This window comes from Shewanella sp. HL-SH8, assembly GCF_051165765.1.
GTDB lineage: Bacteria > Pseudomonadota > Gammaproteobacteria > Enterobacterales > Shewanellaceae > Shewanella > Shewanella glacialimarina.
The window spans coordinates 2,599,908-2,618,462 of sequence record NZ_CP195039.1; the positions used below are offsets into that span (position 1 = coordinate 2,599,908).

Sequence of the window (18,555 nt, forward strand, 5' to 3'; positions counted from 1 at the left end):
CTATCAGATTTATACCTATGCAGTAAACAATAAAGGCTTAACCCAATAATGAAGTTAAGCCTTTATAAACAAAGATTATTTTATATACAACCCAACAACGCACCATTGTCCCGCACAGAGAACAGTTCTGGCAGTTGTGTGGTAAAGATTAATTCAATACTTTTTTCAACCATTGACCTATTTCAGATAACTGTGTAGGCAAAACACTGTGCGCCATTGAATAGGTTTTCCAAACGCTATTATAACCCGCATTATTCAAGGCATCGTATGCCATTTTGCCAGCAAATAATGGCACTACTTCATCTTGTTCACCATGATTTTGCAAGATTGGTGTGTGTTTATTTGCCTGGGCAAGTTGTTCCGGTAAATGCTCGCCACCGGGTAAATAACAGGATAAAGCCATAATTCCGGCTAAAGATTGCTCAAAGCGTAACCCAGTGAACAAACTCATCACACCACCTTGGCTAAAACCAGCCAACACTATTTTGTTTGCTGGAATACCTGCTGCAATCTGTTGCTCAATGAGACGTTTTATTTGTAGCTCTGATGCCTGCACACCTGCGATATCTGCACGATCATGTAAGTCCATGCTTTTGATGTCATACCATGAACGCATGATATAACCCCCATTAATGGTTACCGCTTGTTCTGGTGCATGTGGGAAAACAAACCGAATAGCATGATCGCCAGGTAACCCTAAAACAGGTACGACAGGAGCAAAACCGGCACCTGAATCACCTAAACCATGTAACCAGATAACACAAGATGAAGCCTTATTGCTAGGTTCAACGACAATGGCTTCTAGAGATGATTGAGTCATGTGATTCCTTATCTATTTGTATGTGGTGTACTTTGAATATTATTGAGCGTGAATACCGGTTTCTTGTAACAATTGTTCAAACTGTTGTGGATTATCCAGTTTAATTGTCCATTTCACCGTACCAGCATCAGCCGCTATGACTAATCCATGATGAAAACAACTTATATCATCGACAACTGCGCTGAGAATAATATGATTTTCAAAAAGACGACATTGTATTTCATTAGGGGTAATGATGAGCTTACCTTGGGAGAATTCGAGGATCATATGGGTACTTAATAAAAGTTTCTCCCAAGTCTATTGAAGGCTTGGGAGAAAATCGGCTAATTAATGCTGATGACCACCGGCGCCATGGGCATGACCATGGGCGATTTCTTCATCAGTTGCATCGCGTGCACCAACGACTTCAATATCAAAGGTTAATTCACGGCCCGCTAATGGATGATTAACATCCACTGTGGCCATAAACTTACCGACTTTAACTATAGTCACTTGACGTTGACCTTGATCAGAATTAACTATTGCAGCCATACCTGGCTTCCATACTTTAGCACCTGATAAATGCTTAATAGAGACGCGTTGCTCAGCTCCTTCTTGACGTTCACCATAGGTATCAGCTGCCGGGGGCGTGATAGTAAACTTGTCACCAATTGCTTTACCGGTAATAGCATCTTCAATACCAGGCATCATGTTATCGTTGCCATGAAGGTAAGCTATCGGATCGCGGCCTTCATTTGATTCAAGCACTTCGCCTTTTTCATCGCGCAGCGTGTAATTAAACTGCACAACCATATTGTCTTTAATGCTCATTACGTATCCTCAAAATTAATCTGTATTTGCGTCAACTGTCGATTATACAGTTAACGGCTATTAAAAAAGTCGCAAGAGCTTAACAAATGCTTATGGGGTCGGCAATTTGTTTAAGCTTATGCCTAACTTCTCAAATGTAGCATTATCTGGATAACCATCCGCTATTAAACCATGTTTACGCTGATAAGCTTGTAATCCTATTACAGAGTTTCGACCTAAAATACCATCTGGTTTACCCACATCAAAACCCTCATCAGTCAGTTTTTGTTGCAACTGTTGAACCATTTCTCGGTTTAAACGGGGATGATTTGGTAAAGGATGAGAAATACCAGCGCCACCATTAATTTGATCGGCTAGTTTACCCACCGCAATAGCGTAAAATTCAGAACGATTCCAGCGCATTATCACATTAAAGTTTTCATAACCTAAAAAGGCTGGTCCTGTATGGCCTGCAGGCACATATAATGCCGCTTGCATGTCAGGTATTGATAACGGCTTGCCACTTGTTTGCTTTATGTTTAGCCCAGCCCAATCAATCAATAATTTTGTATCCTTACTGCCCATATAGGCAAAATCATAATTTTTCGGTAACTGTACTTCCCGTCCCCAACGCTCATTAGCTTTCCAACCTAATTGTTGCAGAAAGTTGGCCGCAGAGGTTAATGCATCTGCGGTACTATTCCATAAATCTGCTCTGCCATCGCCATCGCCATCAACTGCATACTTAAGATAATTAGTTGGCATAAACTGGGTATGCCCCATTGCCCCCGCCCATGATCCAACCATATCTTTATCAGCAAATTGATAGCGCTCTTTTAAGGTTAAAGCTTGCATCAACTCCTGGGTAAAATATTCGCTGCGTCGAGGGTCGCATGCCAAAGTAGCTAATGAGTTAAGCACTGACATATTCCCTTTATAGCTTCCATAGTTAGTTTCAAGCCCCCAGAAGGCAACAATATACTGACCCGGAACACCATATTTAGTGGTTAACTGCCTCAATAACTGGCCGTGCTGGGCATAGAGTTTACGTCCCTCTTTGATGCGCCAATCGGTTACACGCTTGTCATAATAATCTTTAAATGTGGTGGTAAACTCAGGCTGCTGGTTATCGAGCTCAATCACCCTAGGAATGAAGCTTAAGTTAGCCACCGTAGTATCAATTGTTTGCTGTGAAATACCCTGTTGCTTTGCTTTTAACTGTAATTGACTCACACATTGTGCAAAATCAGCACTGGCTATAGCTGAATGAGAGAAACTGACGCTTAATAATAATGCTGTAATGGATAAATTAACGCGCATAAGATTCAAGTGGCACCCAAATAATAACAAATAAGATTGTGTGAATATCGTGACTGATTGCTATCAACTTCACAAGCGCTTAATAACCTTAAAAAGACCGATTTACGATATAAAAAGTGTGTTAGCTGAAATAGCCATCAGCATTAGGCATAACCAACTTGAGCTAAAGTAGGTATTCAGTATAATGAAACCGTTTTTAACTTCACTTAATGAGAATGATCATGACCGAACAAAACCCGACGTTAACTAGCTTCATCGAAAGTGTAAAAAAACACCAAATCGTTTGGGGTCTTCAGGACGAAACAGGCGAAGGATGGGTTGTGTGTGATTCATCTGAGTTTGAAGAAACTGATGTTATGCCACTGTGGTCTTCAGAAGCTACTGCTAAAAGTCATTGCACCGAAGAATGGGCTGAATACACAGCGGTTAGTATCACTTTGGTCGACTTTCTTGAGTATTGGGTTGGCGACTTAAATGATGATGGCGTTTTAGTGGGTGTTAACTGGGAAAGCGATCAAGAATGTTTTGAAATAGACCCTATTGTATTAGCAAAAAGTTTAGTTGATATCGAAAAAGATTAATTATTGTTACTTGCACTGGGATATTCATCTCAGTGCATTTGCCCATTACCTTTTGCTTAAGTATCCAATATGACAAACCCTACTATGGTCGACATTCCTTTCGATAAACGCCACATGTGTTGGTTTTGTGATGAACCCTGCCATGCAGAGTTGCCTTATTGGCGTATGGCGCATACTCCTCACCCATCATTAACCGTCCCAGCATGTCAAGAATGTAAGTTGCTGGCACAAAAGCACTTATTAACCTCTATCTGGGATTGTCGTGAAGCGGTTAAAGATCAGTTAATGAAGCGATACCATAAGGATTTGGCAATTGGCATTAATTGGACCGAACAAGAATTAGCAGAATCTGAATTTGATTGTAGAATTTTTGGGGGCTTTAAAAAGAGCGCTTGGATGATGTTCAAGATTGCTCAAAAAAGAATCAATGCTTTGGGCTGGGCGCTAAGTATTGATGATAATCACTTTGAAGATGACCCCTTGTTTGCAGGAACTAATACCTTAGGCTTTGAATTTGATGGCTTACAATTCAACAACCTAAATCAAGGCATTAAGCATTACTGTCAAGTATTGGCGTTAGATGAAGAGTTTTTAAAGCAGTTGGTGACTTATTTAGGTAAAGATCAATTTGGTCATGCAATCAAGCTCGCCAGACTTAATATTGGCGTGACTAAAAGTATGCAACAAAAAATTCTACAAGAACTACTTGAAGATTTAGACCGTTAAATTACAGACTAACAGTTTCGCAGAATTTGACTTACTATAAACGTCGTTTCAAGATAAAAACCAATAGTTAGCACTAATAATTTGCCGTAAAATAGCCGAAGCTTCTCGTTATGGGAAATAATCTTAAATCCAACGAAACCAAAAACAATGTTCTATCGTATAAGTGAGTATCATCCACATACAAGTGATTAAAATGTTCTCATTATTCAGACAAGACCCGATAAAAAAACTCACTAAACTTTATGAGTCAAAACTTGAAAAAGCGATGCACGCACAGCGCAATGGTGATATTAAATCTTACTCTATGATTACAGCAGAAGCTGCACTGATAGAGGCTGAGATTAGTGCATTAGAAAATCAGAAAAAGCCTCTTTAAACTATATTACTCATAGGCTCGTAATGAGCCATTTGAAAGCTTACCCCAGAATATCTCTTAACCTATTTTGAACACCTGTTACTAATAAGTCAGGCTGAAATTTCGAAATAAAGGCATCGCAGCCAACCTTTTCAACCATTGCATTATTAAAGCTGCCGCTCAAAGACGTATTTAATGTGATAAATAACGAAGCCATTCGAGGATCTGCACGCACTTCAGAAGTGAGCTTGTAGCCATCCATCTCTGGCATTTCGGCATCGGTTATCATCATTAATAAATCAGTTGCAACGTTTTGGCCATTATCCGCCCATGACTTAAGTAAATTCAATGCCTGCAACCCGTCTGACGCTTCAATGATTTCAATGCCCAGCTGACTGAGTGTTTCTCTGACCTGTCTTCTGGCAGTACTTGAATCATCAACAATTAATATTTTACGACCAGGCATTTGCGGGGCTAAAGCCTCATCCAAAACACCATCCGATAACCGAATATCATAGTTAATGATTTCAGCGAGGACTTTCTCTACATCAATAATCGATACTAAGCGGGATTGACCTTGGTCCTCTAACCGAGTTATTGCAGTTAGATAATTGTTTTTACCTGCCATTTTAGGCGGTGGCATAATGTCACCCCAGGTCAAGTTAACAATATGTTCCACTTTACCAACCAAGAAACCTTGTATACTGCGATTATACTCAGTAATAATTAAATTACAGTCATCGGTAATTGGTAAGGGAGAAAAACCAATAGCGCCACGTAAATTAATCACAGGTATAGAAGTGCCTCTAATGTTAGCAACTCCAGCGATACTGTTATTACTGCCAGGAAGAGCGCTTAACGATGGCACTTTGACGACTTCTTTGACTTTAAATACGTTAATTGCAAATAGCTGAGTTGAGTTAATTCGAAACAGCAATAACTCCAAGCGGTTCTCACCCACTAGATTAGTACGTTGATCAACACTATCGAGCACTTTCTTCATTAAACCTACCACCAATCTATAAATACAAGTCGTGACTAATTATGCTAGGCACTGCACATCATATTTATCATTATAAACATAAATCAGCAAAAAGATGACTCTCTGATGACTAGATTTAGTATCTAAGCTATTTTTTTCCTAATAATGAGATTATAGCTCACTTCTGTTTAATTAAAATTTAACAAAAATATTATCAACAAATGGCAAAAGCTTTCTGTTTTTAAAGGTGTAAAATCAAGCGTGCAAAACATTAAAGCTAAAAGATGCCAACATGATAATTAGAAAACGACTAATGCTCATCAAGAAAACCTGCTGCAGACACACAACGAGCCTATTCACACTGTTAACGTCTGTCAAATTTGAATAAAACGGCAAAACGAATGTGATCAATTACCTATTAAGTTCGTATTAATTGTCAGTTTACATTGTTCATATAAAGGCTGGTTATGATAATTCCAATTTTTCCTTTGCCGATCTGTATATTACCTCAAGGGTATAGTCAGTTGCGCATTTTTGAAGCTCGATACAAACGTTTAGTCACCGAGTCGCTCAAAACAGGAGTGGGATTTGGATTATGCATGCTCAGTGATGATAAAAAGGAGATACTTCCTATAGGCACGTTATGCAAAATCATTGACTTTGAAACACTCAATGATGGTCTTTTGGGTATAAGTATCCGCGGTGAGCAAAAATTTATTATTAAAGATGTTAGCGTCGAACAAGATGGATTGAAACGCGCTAAGGTTTCACTCATTGAAGATTGGCCTGAGTCACAAATTAATGCATTAAATTCGAAAAACAAGCCAGATAAGCTTCAGCAGCGTGACAAGATACTCAGTGACACTCTTAAAGATATACTTAGAGAATACCCTGCTCACTTAGCCCACTATCAGCAAGAAAATTTTCAAGATATATCATGGGTCTGTCAGCGATGGTTAGAAATAATTCCCATAAGTGCTGCAGAAAAGTACCGCTGTATCAATAGTCACGACCATCATATGGCACAAACATTTCTTGCAGATATAATCAGTTAACCTTATTACTGTGCGAATTGATCAATAGGTCTATTTAATCTGTTAAGAATTGATTCGAGTTATTATAAATGTGTTGTAATTGCATGTTACACATAGAAAACTATTTTTTTATTTATTGGGTTTAAAAGTGATCCAATTCATTTATCGAGCGTATAAAAGAATATAACCGGCCCACAAAAAAGACGCGAGTGAAGATAATGGAAAATTTTCAATCACAAAGTGCACAAAATCGTTATGATAAGGCAAGTATTGCAAAACGAAACGGTGTAATAAATTTGTCTAATAGTAAAGAACACGATGCGGAACAGTTAGCAGAGTTGATGTTAAAAGTGGCTAACGTGCGGTGTAAAGCATCATTTGCTAAGTTATTCAGCCACTTTGGCTCAAAAATTAATGCTTTTGGTAATCAACGATTACATCAGCAGGGATTAGCAATGGATTTGGTTCAAGAAACTATGACCAGAGTCTGGACTAAAGCGCATTTATACAATCCCGATAAAGCCGCTGTTAGCACCTGGATTTTTACAATCATGCGTAACCAATGCTTCGATATGCTCAGAAAAGTGCAGCATAACCGGGAAGATTCATTTGGTGATGACATTTGGCCACTTTTCGAGTCAGATGATGCTGAAAATAACGAAGACGATTTTAAGCTTACAGGCACTCTGTTACTTCACGTTAACGAATTACCTCCTTTACAACGTGAAGTTGTACAGGGCATATACATGCAAGAAATGACACAGCAAGAATTGGCAGACAAGCTCGAGATACCTATAGGTACAGTTAAATCAAGATTACGCTTAGGTTTAGAGAAGTTAAAAGGCTTTATGGAGAAACATTATGATTAATTATCATCCTAACGAACAATTACTACTACTTCATATCAAAGGGGAGCTACCGTTATCAATGTCATTGGCGGTTTCAGCCCATGCCGAACTTTGTGATATTTGCCAGAAATCTTTATCACTATTAACCAATGAGCAAACCGTTGAAGCGTTTAACATTGATAGTTTCAGCAACGATTCGACAACAGATATAGACATGGATTTGTTGTTAGAAAAAATGTTGGATAGCACACTGGATGAACTTGATTCAACACCACACCGCCCAGTAGACAAGGGTACGTTTGAAGTATCAGTTAAAGGTGAGTCTTATACTTTACCAAGAGCATTTAGACATCAGATTAACGCTCAGTGGCAGGGTATTGGTAAAGTCAGCCGTCTGCGCTTAAATACAGGTGAAGAAAAAGCTAGGGCCAGCTTATTACACATAGCTGCAGACGGTGAAATACCTGAACATACCCATAAAGGTTCTGAGCTAACGTTATTATTAGCAGGTGAATTTAGTGATAAGTTCAACAGTTATAAGCCAGGAGACTTCATGCTACTTGATGAGAACCATGAACATTCTCCTAAAACAATGTCAGGTTGTTTATGCTACACCATAGTTGACGCACCATTGTATTTTACTAAAGGTTTTAGCAAACTGTTAAACCCTATTGGTGAGTTGATTTATTAAGGTGGGGTGTTGAGCTTAACTTTGATACTTGTTACAGATAAATACTGTGTATCTGTTTGGTGAAAAATAAATAATATCTATTGCCAAACAGATTTTTTATCTATATTATGATGAAAGTTTAATTACTTTGTTTATCTGTTTACCTATCGTAAGTCTGCTCAACTTCCTTTGTAAACCACCACAAGCGTCTTTGATTTTATCTATGTTGATACATAATTTGTATTATTGAACATATTTATTCTCACTGTAATGGGCTTGTCATAAACCTATGGTCAACTATCACTGTCAAGAATTTGATGTATTATCTACACATTAAATAATTGAGTGAATTGTGAAAAAATCTTTAATAAATAATTAAATTTTTTACATACTTCTCACACAAAAACTTGATTAGTGTAAGATTGATGAGGTAACTTAATCTAGTAACTTAAATCTTTCGCAACACGAAATATATTAAGGGAATTATATTGTTAAAACTTACATCACCCAAGGGTGAGCATAAATTATAAGGAGTATGATAATGTCATACCAATTTAACGGACACGAAATTACAGTTAACTTTCCTGTTAATTCAATTTCATCAAACAAAAACTCAATTGCTTTTACCGATTCACAAGGTAAAAACAAAACTACTTTTTCAAAACGCATTGAAGCCGTAAACTTTATGAAATGGCTGATTAGTTCGAATAAGTAATAAGTACATCCCCTACGCTTAGGCGTAAATCATTTGCTCTGTTATTTAATAAACCTGGCTAACGGTATTCTCCTCTCATTTACCGGGCGTTTATTAACAACAGGGCAAACTGATATAACCTCTTTATCACACATTCAAAAAACTCTTATCCACAACTTCAATTAATGAAGTTAACTTTTATATCTCTGTATAACGACATTATTATGTTGCAATTCAGTTGTAGATGGAGTGTGATTCTATAAAATATATATTCAATATTAATCCCTCTACACATACTGCATATAGCAATCAGTTATCTATTAGCAAGCTTACGTTTATATCTGGGTAGCATAGTTGCATTCCCTAACAAACCGCCTTGATGAATATATAAAACTTGCCTATCTTGGCATTGATTCGCTTCTATGTAGCGCTTCAACACGCTCAAGCCAATAGGGTCGTATAATAAATCAAACTCTATTCCACTTGTTTCTAGCACATCGTTCCACAACTCAAATAAGGGCAAATACAACTTACCAAAGTGATACTTATTGCCATCATTAATAATAGTGGGATGCTGGCTTTTATTTGGGTTTAATTCACAAAATTGATTTGCTAAATATGTATCACCGCCAACAGTGCTGCAAGTTAACACCTTAATATCAATTATTTCCTTTTGGCATTTTTTTATAAAATACTGTTGCAGAAAAACTGCTGTCGTACCTGTGCCAGATGGAAGAAATACTGAAAGAGCGGATATATTTTGTCCTTTAGCCCAATCTATAATTTCACAACCAAGCTGGTAGATACCCGTTTTAGCATATTCACATCTGCCCCCCTCAGGAATAAAAAGTATTTGTTGTTCAGAATATCGATTTAGGTATTCAGGCCTAAATATGTTTATTACCTCATCCAAATGCTTGCAGCCACTGAGTTCAGCTTGGTCCCAATCAACTTGGATAATATTGGCTCCGTTATGATGGGCTTGAGTAAAATTTGACACAATAGCAGGCGTAGCTTGTAATTGTGACTGTATATAAGCACTAATATGACTTACATAATAATCTAGCTGCCAGCCTTTCATTTTTGCCAATACCGATAGCGAATATAATGAATTTGCTTGAGCCGAACCCGATCCCACTATTCGTGTCACTTTAGGAAAGTCATTGATAAGGAAATGATAAAATTTTCGGGCTTTATTACCACTAAAATCAGGGTGTAATTGATCATCGCGCTTGACGAATATTTGTCTTCCTGCAAAATTAATTGTATCTGTTGGACTATGACTTAGCATTTATAACACCATTAAAATTGATTAGGGTCATTGTAACTAAAATTGGTTAAAATCACTCATTTTTAGTCTAAATCTTAATTCTTAGTTTACTTCATCCAAATAAAAATCAATTTAACCATTTAGATCAATATCTTAAACCTTGGCACATTCCCTGCTTAGATATGAATATTAATCTCATATTTCAGTTGTAAAAGGAAAAAGATATGGCTATTTTTAGACTAGTTTTTAATATTGCATGGTTTATTTTAGGTGGGTTTATAATGGGTGTAGCCTGGTGGCTTGCGGGGCTACTATGTTTTATTAGTATTATTGGTATTCCCTTTGGACGGGCTTGTTTCGTCATTGGTGAGATGGCGTTTTGGCCATTCGGCCAGCAAAGTGTCAACCGAAAACACTTAACGGGTGTTGAAGATCTAGGAACTGGTACCATAGGATTAATCGGTAATATTGTTTGGTTTGTGTTTTTTGGAATTTGGTTAGCGATAGGTCATTTAGCTCATGCGCTAGCGTGTTTTGTGACGATTATTGGTATTCCATTTGGCATTCAGCACCTTAAACTGGCATTATTAAGTCTAACCCCTATCGGCCAAACTGTGGTACCAAACGAACAGTATTAACATTAGGGATGCTTATTTGTTTCTTGTAAATAAGCATCCAGCATTATTTGAGGTTCAAATTTTGATAAGCCATCGTTAATTATTTTAAGCCACCTTTCACCCTCTTTATTATTTGCTAATGCAACATGCAAGCTCTTAGAGTCAAGAATTTTATTATTGATTTGCAGTAGATGTGATATTTGTTCAATTTTTGGATCACTTTTTAAGTATTGATAAACATTTAAATCGATAACAATTGTATCAATACGTCCTGCAGCTAATTTTAATATATTCTGCTTTTCATTCATGGCCTCTTCGTATTTTTGCTCACCATTAGCAATCATAGTGTCTATCTCGTCTGTGTTTACATACCCTTTTACCACGCCTAATACATATTTATTTAAATCAGTAAATGTATCCCAAACAATCGGGTTACTTTTAAGCTCCAATAAACCTATCGGACTTGCACCTAAAGACTGAGAAAAAATAAACTCATTTGTAACATTAATGTATTCAGGGAAATAGCCTATTTTAGCGCCCATTTTTGCCATTCTAATAGCACGAACCCAAGGAACAACTGTGACTTTCAATTGATGGTTGTCATAAGCAATAGCATGTTTAACTATACGAGTGGCAATACCTTTTTCAGTCAACTCAGCTCCACTAAACGGTGGCCAGTCTAGCGTTGATAGTTCAAGAGTGTCTGATACAACAGCACTAGATATAAATAGCGACAAAAATATGTATAAATGCTGGTTTCTTATGCCATTAGACAACATTAACATCACTCCATCTCCATCACGTTACTCTTGAGATAAAAATCATATAGAAAACCTTGTCGATAGTGGTATCAAAAAGCTACCATCAGAGTCTTATTTATATATATTCTTGTTCTGATAATAGTACAAAATGACTACTTGGTGTGATATATGAAATATTGGTTAATGAAGTCTGAACCTGATGACTTCAGTATAGATGATTTACAAAGGTGCAGTGGACAAAAATCAGCTTGGCAAGGGATTAGAAATTATCAAGCCAGGAATTTCCTACGAGATCAAGTACGCGTCAATGATTTAGTGCTCTTTTATCATTCAAGCTGCAAAGAGCCTGCAATTGTAGGACTCGTTAAAGTAAGCCAATCTTCACAGCCTGATCTAAGTGCTTTTGATAGCTCATCACCGTATTTTGATCCTAAATCTGATCCTTTGAAACCTCGCTGGGTTGAGGTTGAAATATCATTTATTGAGAAGTTTGTTAATCAGATAAGCCTGAAAAAACTCAAAGCTGACATGGAATTAGCTGATATGGTGTTAGTGGCAAAAGGTGCAAGATTAAGTGTTCAACCAGTCAAAGAATCTGAATTCAAATACATATTATCACTTTGTAGTAGGCCTTGAAGAGTAAATATATTCAGATTATTACTCATAAAGTTTTACCTTTATAAAAATCAAAATGCTTACCTTATATTGAGTAAGCATTCTTACTTCAATTTACGAATAATCTTGAATAATTGATATTTTTAAACACTATAGAATTGATTAAATAATAGATTATTAATCTTCACCTTTTGATGTACCACCTGTAGTAGGTGCATGGGCAATTATACGATCAGCCATACGAGAGAATGGTAACGATTGTAGCCAAACGGTTCCGTGCCCCTGTAGGGTAGCTAAAAACAACCCTTCACCGCCAAATACCATAGACTTAAGCGAACCAGCTCGTTGAATGTCGTAATCAATTCCAGGAGAAAACGCGACTATACATCCAGTATCAACCCTCAATGACTCTCCATGAAGCTCTTTTCTAATTAAGGTGCCACCTGCATGAATGAATACCATACCATCACCTTTCAAACTTTGTAATATGAAACCTTCCCCGCCGAAAAAACCTGCTCCTAAACGACGATTAAATTTCATGGTAACGTTTGTGCCCAGTGCTGCAGCTAAAAAACTGTCTTTTTGACAGATAAGCTCACCATTATGCTGAGATAAATCCACTGCTAAAACACTACCTGGATAAGGAGCTGCAAAAGCCACTTTACGCTTACTGTGCCCATCATTAGTAAAGTGAGTCATGAAAATACTTTCACCGGAAAACGCCCGCTTACCAGCGCCAAGTAACCTACCGAAAAATCCAGACTCAGGTTCAGAGCCGTCGCCCATTTTAGCCTCAAAAGTGATATCTTGTTCCATGTAATTCATCGCGCCCGCTTCTGCTATCACAGTTTCATGTGGATCGAGCTCCACCTCGACTAATTGCATACTTGAGCCGATTATTTCATAATCTACTTCGTGGCATCGCTTGGTCATTTGTCACTCCTTGGACTGTTAGTTAATCTCATTCTCAATGAATTTAGCATAAAAGTAATGACCGACTCTATCAAATCTCTGTTGGCACATTAATCGTTTATAGACAATATTATCCAAGCCCTGTGGTATTAATCTCTTTGGAAGTGTGCAATTCAAAACGAGTAAACTCATCTAAAATCAACTCGGTAAATAGTTGCCCTGCTCGCCCTAATGGTCTTTCTAAGGTTGACACTAATTGAGGCGTAAAGCTGAATGTATTACCGCCAACAAAATCGACCGATCTTAATTCGCCTGAATTTAACTCTTCATGAATCAAAAATGCTGGCATCCAACCAAAGCCAAGGCCTTTCAGTAAAGCATTTTTTTTCATGATAAACCCTGATAGATAAAACACCTTGTCGCCACCAAATTGCATTTCATCACGCACTAAACGCTGTGGGGACGAATCTTCAATGGTCAATTCCACATGCTGTTGTAGCTCAGTTAAACTTATCTGACTTTGCTTAACTAAGGGGTGATGGCAACTAGCAACAAGTACACTGGTAATAGTGGGTAAGGCTTTAGGATGATAATTTGGCCCTGTCAAATAGTCTTTTACTAACATTAAATCGGCGCCATCTCGCTCAAACCTATGCTGCACACCGCCTAAAAATTCCATATTTAGTTGAATTTTAGTCGGTACTTTATGTTCAGCCATACGTTTGAGCGCCGTCATGATAGGTTCCATCGGCAACGCCCCGTCGATCACCAGTTCAAGTTTGGGCTCCCAGCCTTCACTAAAACGGCTAGCAAGATGCTCAATATTGGCCAAATGTTGCAATAAACGTTGCCCCTCAGCCAAAATAACTCGGCCTTCAGGGGTTAGCTCTGCACGGTATTGATCGCGATTAAATAAACTTACCCCCAAATGTTGCTCTAACTTTTTGACTTGGTAACTCACCGCAGATTGCGCTTTATGTAAACGCTCAGATGCTTTAGCGAAACTTCCCTCTTCGACTAATACTTGTAAAACCTTAAATGCATCAACATCTATGCGCATTTATCACTCCTTTGTGAGGTAAATTTGTGCTTTTGTATCGATTAGCTGCCAGAAATGTACCGATAACAATACAATCTAAAAAATAGATGGAGTCTAGCTGTTTATTATTCTTTTTTTTGTTCATCTAAGCAACTAAATTGAATCTATCTATGCGGCAGAGGTCACACTACTCATTGATAAAATGAGCTAGATGAACAAACTAAGTGCTGTAAATACCCGGTTAAGGAAGCTGATATGCCATTTTATGTAAAACAAGGTGAAATCCCCACAAAGCGTCATATCGCATTTGAAAAAGAAAATGGCGAACTTTACCGTGAAGAGCTGTTTTCAACCCATGGTTTTTCAAATATTTATTCTAATAAATATCACCATAATATGCCGACTAAGGCGATTAATGTGGTGCCATACGCGGTTGAACATGGTCAAGAATGGCAAGACTCATTAATTCAAAACTACAAACTGGATTCGCGTAAAGCAGATTGTGACGGTAATTTTTTCAGCAGCCGCAATAAAATTTTCTATAACAGCGATGTTGCCCTTTATACCGCTAAGGTAACCCACAGCACAAACGAGTTCTATCGTAATGCTTATGCGGATGAAATTGTGTTTGTTCATGAAGGTGAAGGACAGCTGTTAAGTGAATATGGTGTTATTGACGTTAAAAAGTGGGATTACCTGGTTATCCCCCGCGGCACCACTTATCAATTAACTTTTAATGATTACAGCAATGTTCGTTTGTTTGTCATTGAATCGTTTTCAATGGTTGAAGTACCTAAACATTTTCGCAATGAGTACGGCCAATTATTAGAGTCTGCTCCCTATTGTGAGCGGGACTTACGTACCCCAGAACTTGCAGATGCGATCGTTGAGAAAGGTGAATTTCAATTAATATGTAAATTTGGTGACAAGTATCAACAAATGACACTCGAATGGCATCCATTTGATTTAGTCGGCTGGGATGGCTGTGTTTACCCTTGGGCGTTCAATATTGCTGAATATGCACCTAAGGTAGGTAAAATTCATTTACCTCCATCAGAGCATTTAGTGTTTACCGCACACAATTTTGTGGTGTGTAACTTTGTCCCGCGCCCATATGATTTCCATCCTAAGTCAATCCCTGCACCTTATTACCATAACAACATTGATAGCGATGAAGTTTTATATTATGTCGACGGTGATTTTATGAGCCGCACCGGTATTGAAGCGGGTTACATGACCTTACATCAAAAAGGTGTGCCACACGGGCCACAACCAGGACGAACCGAAGCGTCAATTGGTAAAAAAGAAACCTATGAATATGCGGTGATGGTAGATACTTTCGCCCCACTGAATCTTACTTCACATGTAAAAAATTGCATGAATGAAGACTACAACCGCTCTTGGTTAGAAGACTAAACCATAAGTCGATATAAAATACCTTCTAACTGCATCACTTTAACGTGATGCTGAGTTGAATATAACGAGGAATAACAACATGGCAAGCGAACAAAATCCACTGGGACTTTTAGGCATAGAATTTACTGAATTTGCCAGCCCAGACACTGAGTTTATGCATCAAGTATTTATTGATTTTGGTTTTTCTATGTTGAAAAAAGCAAAAAATCATGACATTACCTACTACAAGCAAAATGACATTAATTTTCTATTAAATAAAAGCCGTGCAGGATTCTCAGCAGAGTTTGCTAAATCACACGGACCGGCAATTTGTTCAATGGGTTGGCGTGTTGAAGATGCAGAATTAGCGTTCAAACTTGCGGTAGAACGCGGCGCAAAAGCTGCGGCAGAAGCTGAAAAAGATATGCCATATCCAGCTATTTACGGTATTGGTGACAGCTTAATTTATTTTATCGATACCTTCGGCGCTGATAATAATATTTATGAGACTGATTTCGTTGATTTAGATGAGCCAATTAATACACCTGAAAAAGGCTTTATGGAAGTTGACCACTTAACTAATAATGTCTACAAAGGCACTATGGAGAAGTGGGCAAACTTTTACAAAGACATTTTTGGTTTTACCGAAGTGCGCTACTTTGACATTAAAGGGTCACAAACCGCGTTAGTATCCTATGCATTACGCTCACCCGATGGTAGCTTCTGTATTCCAATCAATGAAGGGAAAGGCAACGATAAAAACCAAATTGATGAATATTTAGGTGAATACAATGGTCCTGGCGTGCAGCATCTAGCCTTTAGAAGCCGTGATATTGTGGCCTCATTAGATGCAATGGAAGGAACTGCAATCAAAACCTTAGATATCATTCCTGAGTACTATGAAACCATTTTTGATAAATTGCCACAGGTTACTGAAGACAGAGAAAAAATCAAGCATCATCAGATCTTGATCGACGGTGATGAAGACGGTTATTTATTACAAATTTTCACTAAGAATTTATTCGGTCCTATTTTTATCGAAATCATTCAACGTAAAAATAACTTAGGTTTTGGTGAAGGTAATTTCAAAGCATTATTTGAATCTATAGAGCGTGACCAAATTAAACGTGGCGTACTGTAACGTTTATTTAGCTGATTCAAACTAAACAAAACCAGCCTAGTGCTGGTTTTTGTTTATCTAAGCATTATAATCGAATTAATTTTATCACTAAGAATATTTTATATGCCTGATTACGCAGTACTTGCGGTTTTTATCCCGACATTCTTCTTTGTATCTATCACTCCAGGCATGTGCATGACCTTGGCAATGACCCTAGGTATGAGCATCGGCGTAAGGCGTACCTTGTGGATGATGATAGGTGAACTCGTTGGTGTAGCGATTGTAGCCATAGCAGCTGTGCTAGGTGTCGCCAGTATCATGCTGAACTATCCACAGATATTTGAAATATTAAAATGGCTGGGTGGGGCTTATCTTGTCTACATCGGTGTCAATATGTGGCGCTCGAAAGGGAAAATGGCTGTTATTGATGGCCAACCAACGAACACTCGTCGATTAAGTTTGATCAGTCAGGGCTTTATTACCGCCATTGCCAATCCAAAAGGTTGGGCATTTATGATTTCGCTGCTGCCGCCATTTATTAATGTAGATAAGCCAGTGGCAACTCAATTAGTTGTCTTATTGGGTATCATAATGGTAACAGAATCTGCATCTATGTTGGCTTATGCCAGTGGTGGTAAAAGTTTACGATTATTTTTATCCCGCGGCGATAATATTCGTTGGATGAATCGTATCGCCGGCAGTTTAATGATACTGGTGGGGATTTGGTTGGCATTAGGATAATTGTATTAGTTTTTAAACGGTAATTGTTGTGCAACTTGTACCATGTATAAATTCATCTGTTCACGTTCTTGCTGGCAATAATGACTAATAGCATCATTAAATGCTGGGTGAATAATAATGTGTTTTGAATACGTTAATCTAGGCTCAAACCCTCTCGATACTTTATGCTCACCTTGGGCTCCAGCATCAAATATTGAGAGATTATGAGCTATTGCGTAGTCAATCCCTTGGTAATAGCAGCTTTCAAAATGTAAACCATCAAGTTCAGTTAATGTGCCCCAGTATCGACCATATAAATGCGTATCAGATACAAAAAATAACGCAGATGCGATCATTTGGCCATTCACATCGGTGACAATCAATAATCGAATCACCTCCCCCATAGTTTGTTGCAGCCCTAGAAAGAAAGCTGCTGTTAAATATCCTTGATGACCTGAACGCTTTTGATAGGTCATTTGATAACATTTAATAAAATGCTGCCACTGTTCAAGCGATGCTTCAGCACCAACAACAAAGCGAAAACTTAATTGATAATTGGCAACTAACTGTCTTTCTTTGCTGATATTTTTACGTTTTCTTGACGTCATAGATGCTAAAAAATCACTAAAATCAGTGTAATTTTTATTACGCCAATGAAATTGAGTCCCTACCCGTGTTATGGCCGCGTTTTTAGGCCATAGGGCATGTTCTTGTTCGCTAATAAATAAACCGTGCCATGATGAGTAGTCTTGTTGAGCCATTATATCGCGCAAATACTCACACAAACTCAGTAACAGGCTTTGTTTAACATCTTCGGTTATAGCTAAGTTAAACCCTATTCTTTGTCCAGAAGCTGGAATAAAAGGCACACTGGTCACTAGCTTAGGATAATATTCTAATTGATTACGCCCATAAGCCTCAGCCCAGGCCCAATCAAAAACATACTCTCCCCATGAATGTGTTTTCAGATACAAAGGCACGATTGCAGCTATTTCTGCGGTTAACTTGTCAGAAATAACAAGGTGATTCGTTTGCCAGCCGGTTCCATCCCCTATACAAGCCGAACGTTCTAGCTGATGTAAAAATGCATACCGCATAAAGGGGTTGGACTCGCCAAAACATTGAGTCCATCTATCTTGACCAATCTCTTCAATACTCGAAACATGTGAAAATGCATACGCAGATGGCAATGTGTAGCCCTTATTATTTAATCAATTTACTTATATAGCATACCAATTTAATGACAGCTATGGCACAGTCAGATCATTCTGGTAACTCTCTAAGGAT

At 38.0% G+C, this 18,555-nt stretch carries 21 protein-coding genes; 11 read left to right on the top strand and 10 right to left on the bottom strand.

What is annotated here, in order from left to right:
• Window positions 1–148: 148 nt before the first annotated feature.
• The 4 genes from ACRWQN_RS11435 to ACRWQN_RS11450 form a co-directional block, all read right to left on the bottom strand.
• A complete protein-coding gene (locus ACRWQN_RS11435) occupies window positions 149–820 on the bottom strand; it encodes an alpha/beta hydrolase (protein WP_434926196.1) in 672 nt (223 codons plus the stop codon).
• Between the two features lie 39 nt (window positions 821–859).
• Window positions 860–1,087: a DUF3389 domain-containing protein gene (locus tag ACRWQN_RS11440; RefSeq protein ID WP_226415690.1), complete on the bottom strand. Its 228-nt coding sequence runs from the start codon at window positions 1,085–1,087 to the stop codon at window positions 860–862.
• 60 nt (window positions 1,088–1,147) lie between these two features.
• Window positions 1,148–1,630 carry an FKBP-type peptidyl-prolyl cis-trans isomerase gene (locus ACRWQN_RS11445; protein WP_434937818.1) on the bottom strand — a complete coding sequence of 161 codons (483 nt, stop codon included), beginning with the start codon at window positions 1,628–1,630 and terminating at the stop codon, window positions 1,148–1,150.
• 90 nt (window positions 1,631–1,720) lie between these two features.
• Window positions 1,721–2,929, bottom strand: a complete 1,209-nt coding sequence (locus ACRWQN_RS11450) for a lytic murein transglycosylase (RefSeq protein WP_434940645.1) — start codon at window positions 2,927–2,929, stop codon at window positions 1,721–1,723.
• A 221-nt stretch (window positions 2,930–3,150) separates the two neighbouring features.
• Between ACRWQN_RS11450 and ACRWQN_RS11455 the strand changes: the two genes are divergently transcribed.
• The 3 genes from ACRWQN_RS11455 to ACRWQN_RS11465 all read left to right on the top strand — a co-directional run bounded on the left by ACRWQN_RS11455 (window position 3,151) and on the right by ACRWQN_RS11465 (window position 4,612).
• Complete coding sequence (locus ACRWQN_RS11455) at window positions 3,151–3,510, top strand: DUF2750 domain-containing protein (protein ID WP_226415686.1); 360 nt, start codon at window positions 3,151–3,153, stop codon at window positions 3,508–3,510.
• A 69-nt stretch (window positions 3,511–3,579) separates the two neighbouring features.
• Entirely contained in the window at window positions 3,580–4,236 is a 657-nt protein-coding gene (locus tag ACRWQN_RS11460; protein ID WP_434926198.1) for a hypothetical protein, read from the top strand.
• Between the two features lie 193 nt (window positions 4,237–4,429).
• Complete coding sequence (locus tag ACRWQN_RS11465; protein ID WP_226415683.1) at window positions 4,430–4,612, top strand: DUF6435 family protein; 183 nt, start codon at window positions 4,430–4,432, stop codon at window positions 4,610–4,612.
• A gap of 40 nt (window positions 4,613–4,652) precedes the next feature.
• Here ACRWQN_RS11465 and ACRWQN_RS11470 read toward each other — a convergent pair whose 3' ends face one another.
• On the bottom strand, window positions 4,653–5,594 hold the full coding sequence (locus ACRWQN_RS11470) for a chemotaxis protein CheV (protein WP_434937820.1): 942 nt from the start codon (window positions 5,592–5,594) through the stop codon (window positions 4,653–4,655).
• A gap of 446 nt (window positions 5,595–6,040) precedes the next feature.
• Here ACRWQN_RS11470 and ACRWQN_RS11475 point away from each other — a divergent pair, with 446 nt between their 5' ends.
• The 3 genes from ACRWQN_RS11475 to ACRWQN_RS11485 all read left to right on the top strand — a co-directional run bounded on the left by ACRWQN_RS11475 (window position 6,041) and on the right by ACRWQN_RS11485 (window position 8,146).
• The gene (locus tag ACRWQN_RS11475; RefSeq protein WP_434926200.1) at window positions 6,041–6,628 is read left to right on the top strand and encodes an LON peptidase substrate-binding domain-containing protein; all 588 of its coding nucleotides are present in this window, start codon (window positions 6,041–6,043) and stop codon (window positions 6,626–6,628) included.
• A gap of 197 nt (window positions 6,629–6,825) precedes the next feature.
• The gene (locus ACRWQN_RS11480; RefSeq protein ID WP_434937821.1) at window positions 6,826–7,476 is read left to right on the top strand and encodes a sigma-70 family RNA polymerase sigma factor; all 651 of its coding nucleotides are present in this window, start codon (window positions 6,826–6,828) and stop codon (window positions 7,474–7,476) included.
• Window positions 7,469–8,146, top strand: coding sequence for a ChrR family anti-sigma-E factor (locus ACRWQN_RS11485; RefSeq protein ID WP_434937823.1), 678 nt, complete (start codon window positions 7,469–7,471; stop codon window positions 8,144–8,146). The genes ACRWQN_RS11480 and ACRWQN_RS11485 overlap by 8 nt, the downstream gene beginning before the upstream one ends.
• A gap of 986 nt (window positions 8,147–9,132) precedes the next feature.
• On the opposite strand, the gene ACRWQN_RS11490 is transcribed toward ACRWQN_RS11485, so the two are convergent.
• A complete protein-coding gene (locus ACRWQN_RS11490) occupies window positions 9,133–10,110 on the bottom strand; it encodes a 1-aminocyclopropane-1-carboxylate deaminase/D-cysteine desulfhydrase (protein WP_434937825.1) in 978 nt (325 codons plus the stop codon).
• A gap of 203 nt (window positions 10,111–10,313) precedes the next feature.
• Here ACRWQN_RS11490 and ACRWQN_RS11495 point away from each other — a divergent pair, with 203 nt between their 5' ends.
• A complete protein-coding gene (locus tag ACRWQN_RS11495) occupies window positions 10,314–10,727 on the top strand; it encodes a YccF domain-containing protein (RefSeq protein ID WP_434937826.1) in 414 nt (137 codons plus the stop codon).
• A 2-nt stretch (window positions 10,728–10,729) separates the two neighbouring features.
• On the opposite strand, the gene ACRWQN_RS11500 is transcribed toward ACRWQN_RS11495, so the two are convergent.
• A complete protein-coding gene (locus ACRWQN_RS11500; protein ID WP_434937827.1) occupies window positions 10,730–11,494 on the bottom strand; it encodes a substrate-binding periplasmic protein in 765 nt (254 codons plus the stop codon).
• 141 nt (window positions 11,495–11,635) lie between these two features.
• On the opposite strand from ACRWQN_RS11500, the gene ACRWQN_RS11505 reads away from it, so the two are divergent.
• Entirely contained in the window at window positions 11,636–12,103 is a 468-nt protein-coding gene (locus tag ACRWQN_RS11505) for an EVE domain-containing protein (RefSeq protein ID WP_434937829.1), read from the top strand.
• A 156-nt stretch (window positions 12,104–12,259) separates the two neighbouring features.
• On the opposite strand, the gene ACRWQN_RS11510 is transcribed toward ACRWQN_RS11505, so the two are convergent.
• Together ACRWQN_RS11510 and ACRWQN_RS11515 are read right to left on the bottom strand one after the other, a co-directional pair.
• The gene (locus tag ACRWQN_RS11510) at window positions 12,260–13,015 is read right to left on the bottom strand and encodes a TIGR00266 family protein (RefSeq protein WP_434937831.1); all 756 of its coding nucleotides are present in this window, start codon (window positions 13,013–13,015) and stop codon (window positions 12,260–12,262) included.
• A gap of 109 nt (window positions 13,016–13,124) precedes the next feature.
• Entirely contained in the window at window positions 13,125–14,054 is a 930-nt protein-coding gene (locus ACRWQN_RS11515; protein ID WP_434937832.1) for a LysR family transcriptional regulator, read from the bottom strand.
• A gap of 234 nt (window positions 14,055–14,288) precedes the next feature.
• On the opposite strand from ACRWQN_RS11515, the gene ACRWQN_RS11520 reads away from it, so the two are divergent.
• From ACRWQN_RS11520 to ACRWQN_RS11530, 3 genes are all read left to right on the top strand, one after another.
• Window positions 14,289–15,449, top strand: coding sequence for a homogentisate 1,2-dioxygenase (locus ACRWQN_RS11520; protein ID WP_434937834.1), 1,161 nt, complete (start codon window positions 14,289–14,291; stop codon window positions 15,447–15,449).
• A 79-nt stretch (window positions 15,450–15,528) separates the two neighbouring features.
• The gene (hppD, locus tag ACRWQN_RS11525) at window positions 15,529–16,569 is read left to right on the top strand and encodes a 4-hydroxyphenylpyruvate dioxygenase (protein ID WP_434937836.1); all 1,041 of its coding nucleotides are present in this window, start codon (window positions 15,529–15,531) and stop codon (window positions 16,567–16,569) included.
• Between the two features lie 102 nt (window positions 16,570–16,671).
• On the top strand, window positions 16,672–17,289 hold the full coding sequence (locus ACRWQN_RS11530; RefSeq protein ID WP_434926209.1) for a LysE family translocator: 618 nt from the start codon (window positions 16,672–16,674) through the stop codon (window positions 17,287–17,289).
• A gap of 5 nt (window positions 17,290–17,294) precedes the next feature.
• Here the strand turns inward: ACRWQN_RS11530 and ACRWQN_RS11535 are convergent, their stop codons facing one another.
• Window positions 17,295–18,458 (bottom strand): GNAT family N-acetyltransferase, encoded by a 1,164-nt coding sequence (locus ACRWQN_RS11535; RefSeq protein ID WP_434937837.1) that lies wholly within the window; start codon window positions 18,456–18,458, stop codon window positions 17,295–17,297.
• Window positions 18,459–18,555 lie beyond the last annotated feature (97 nt).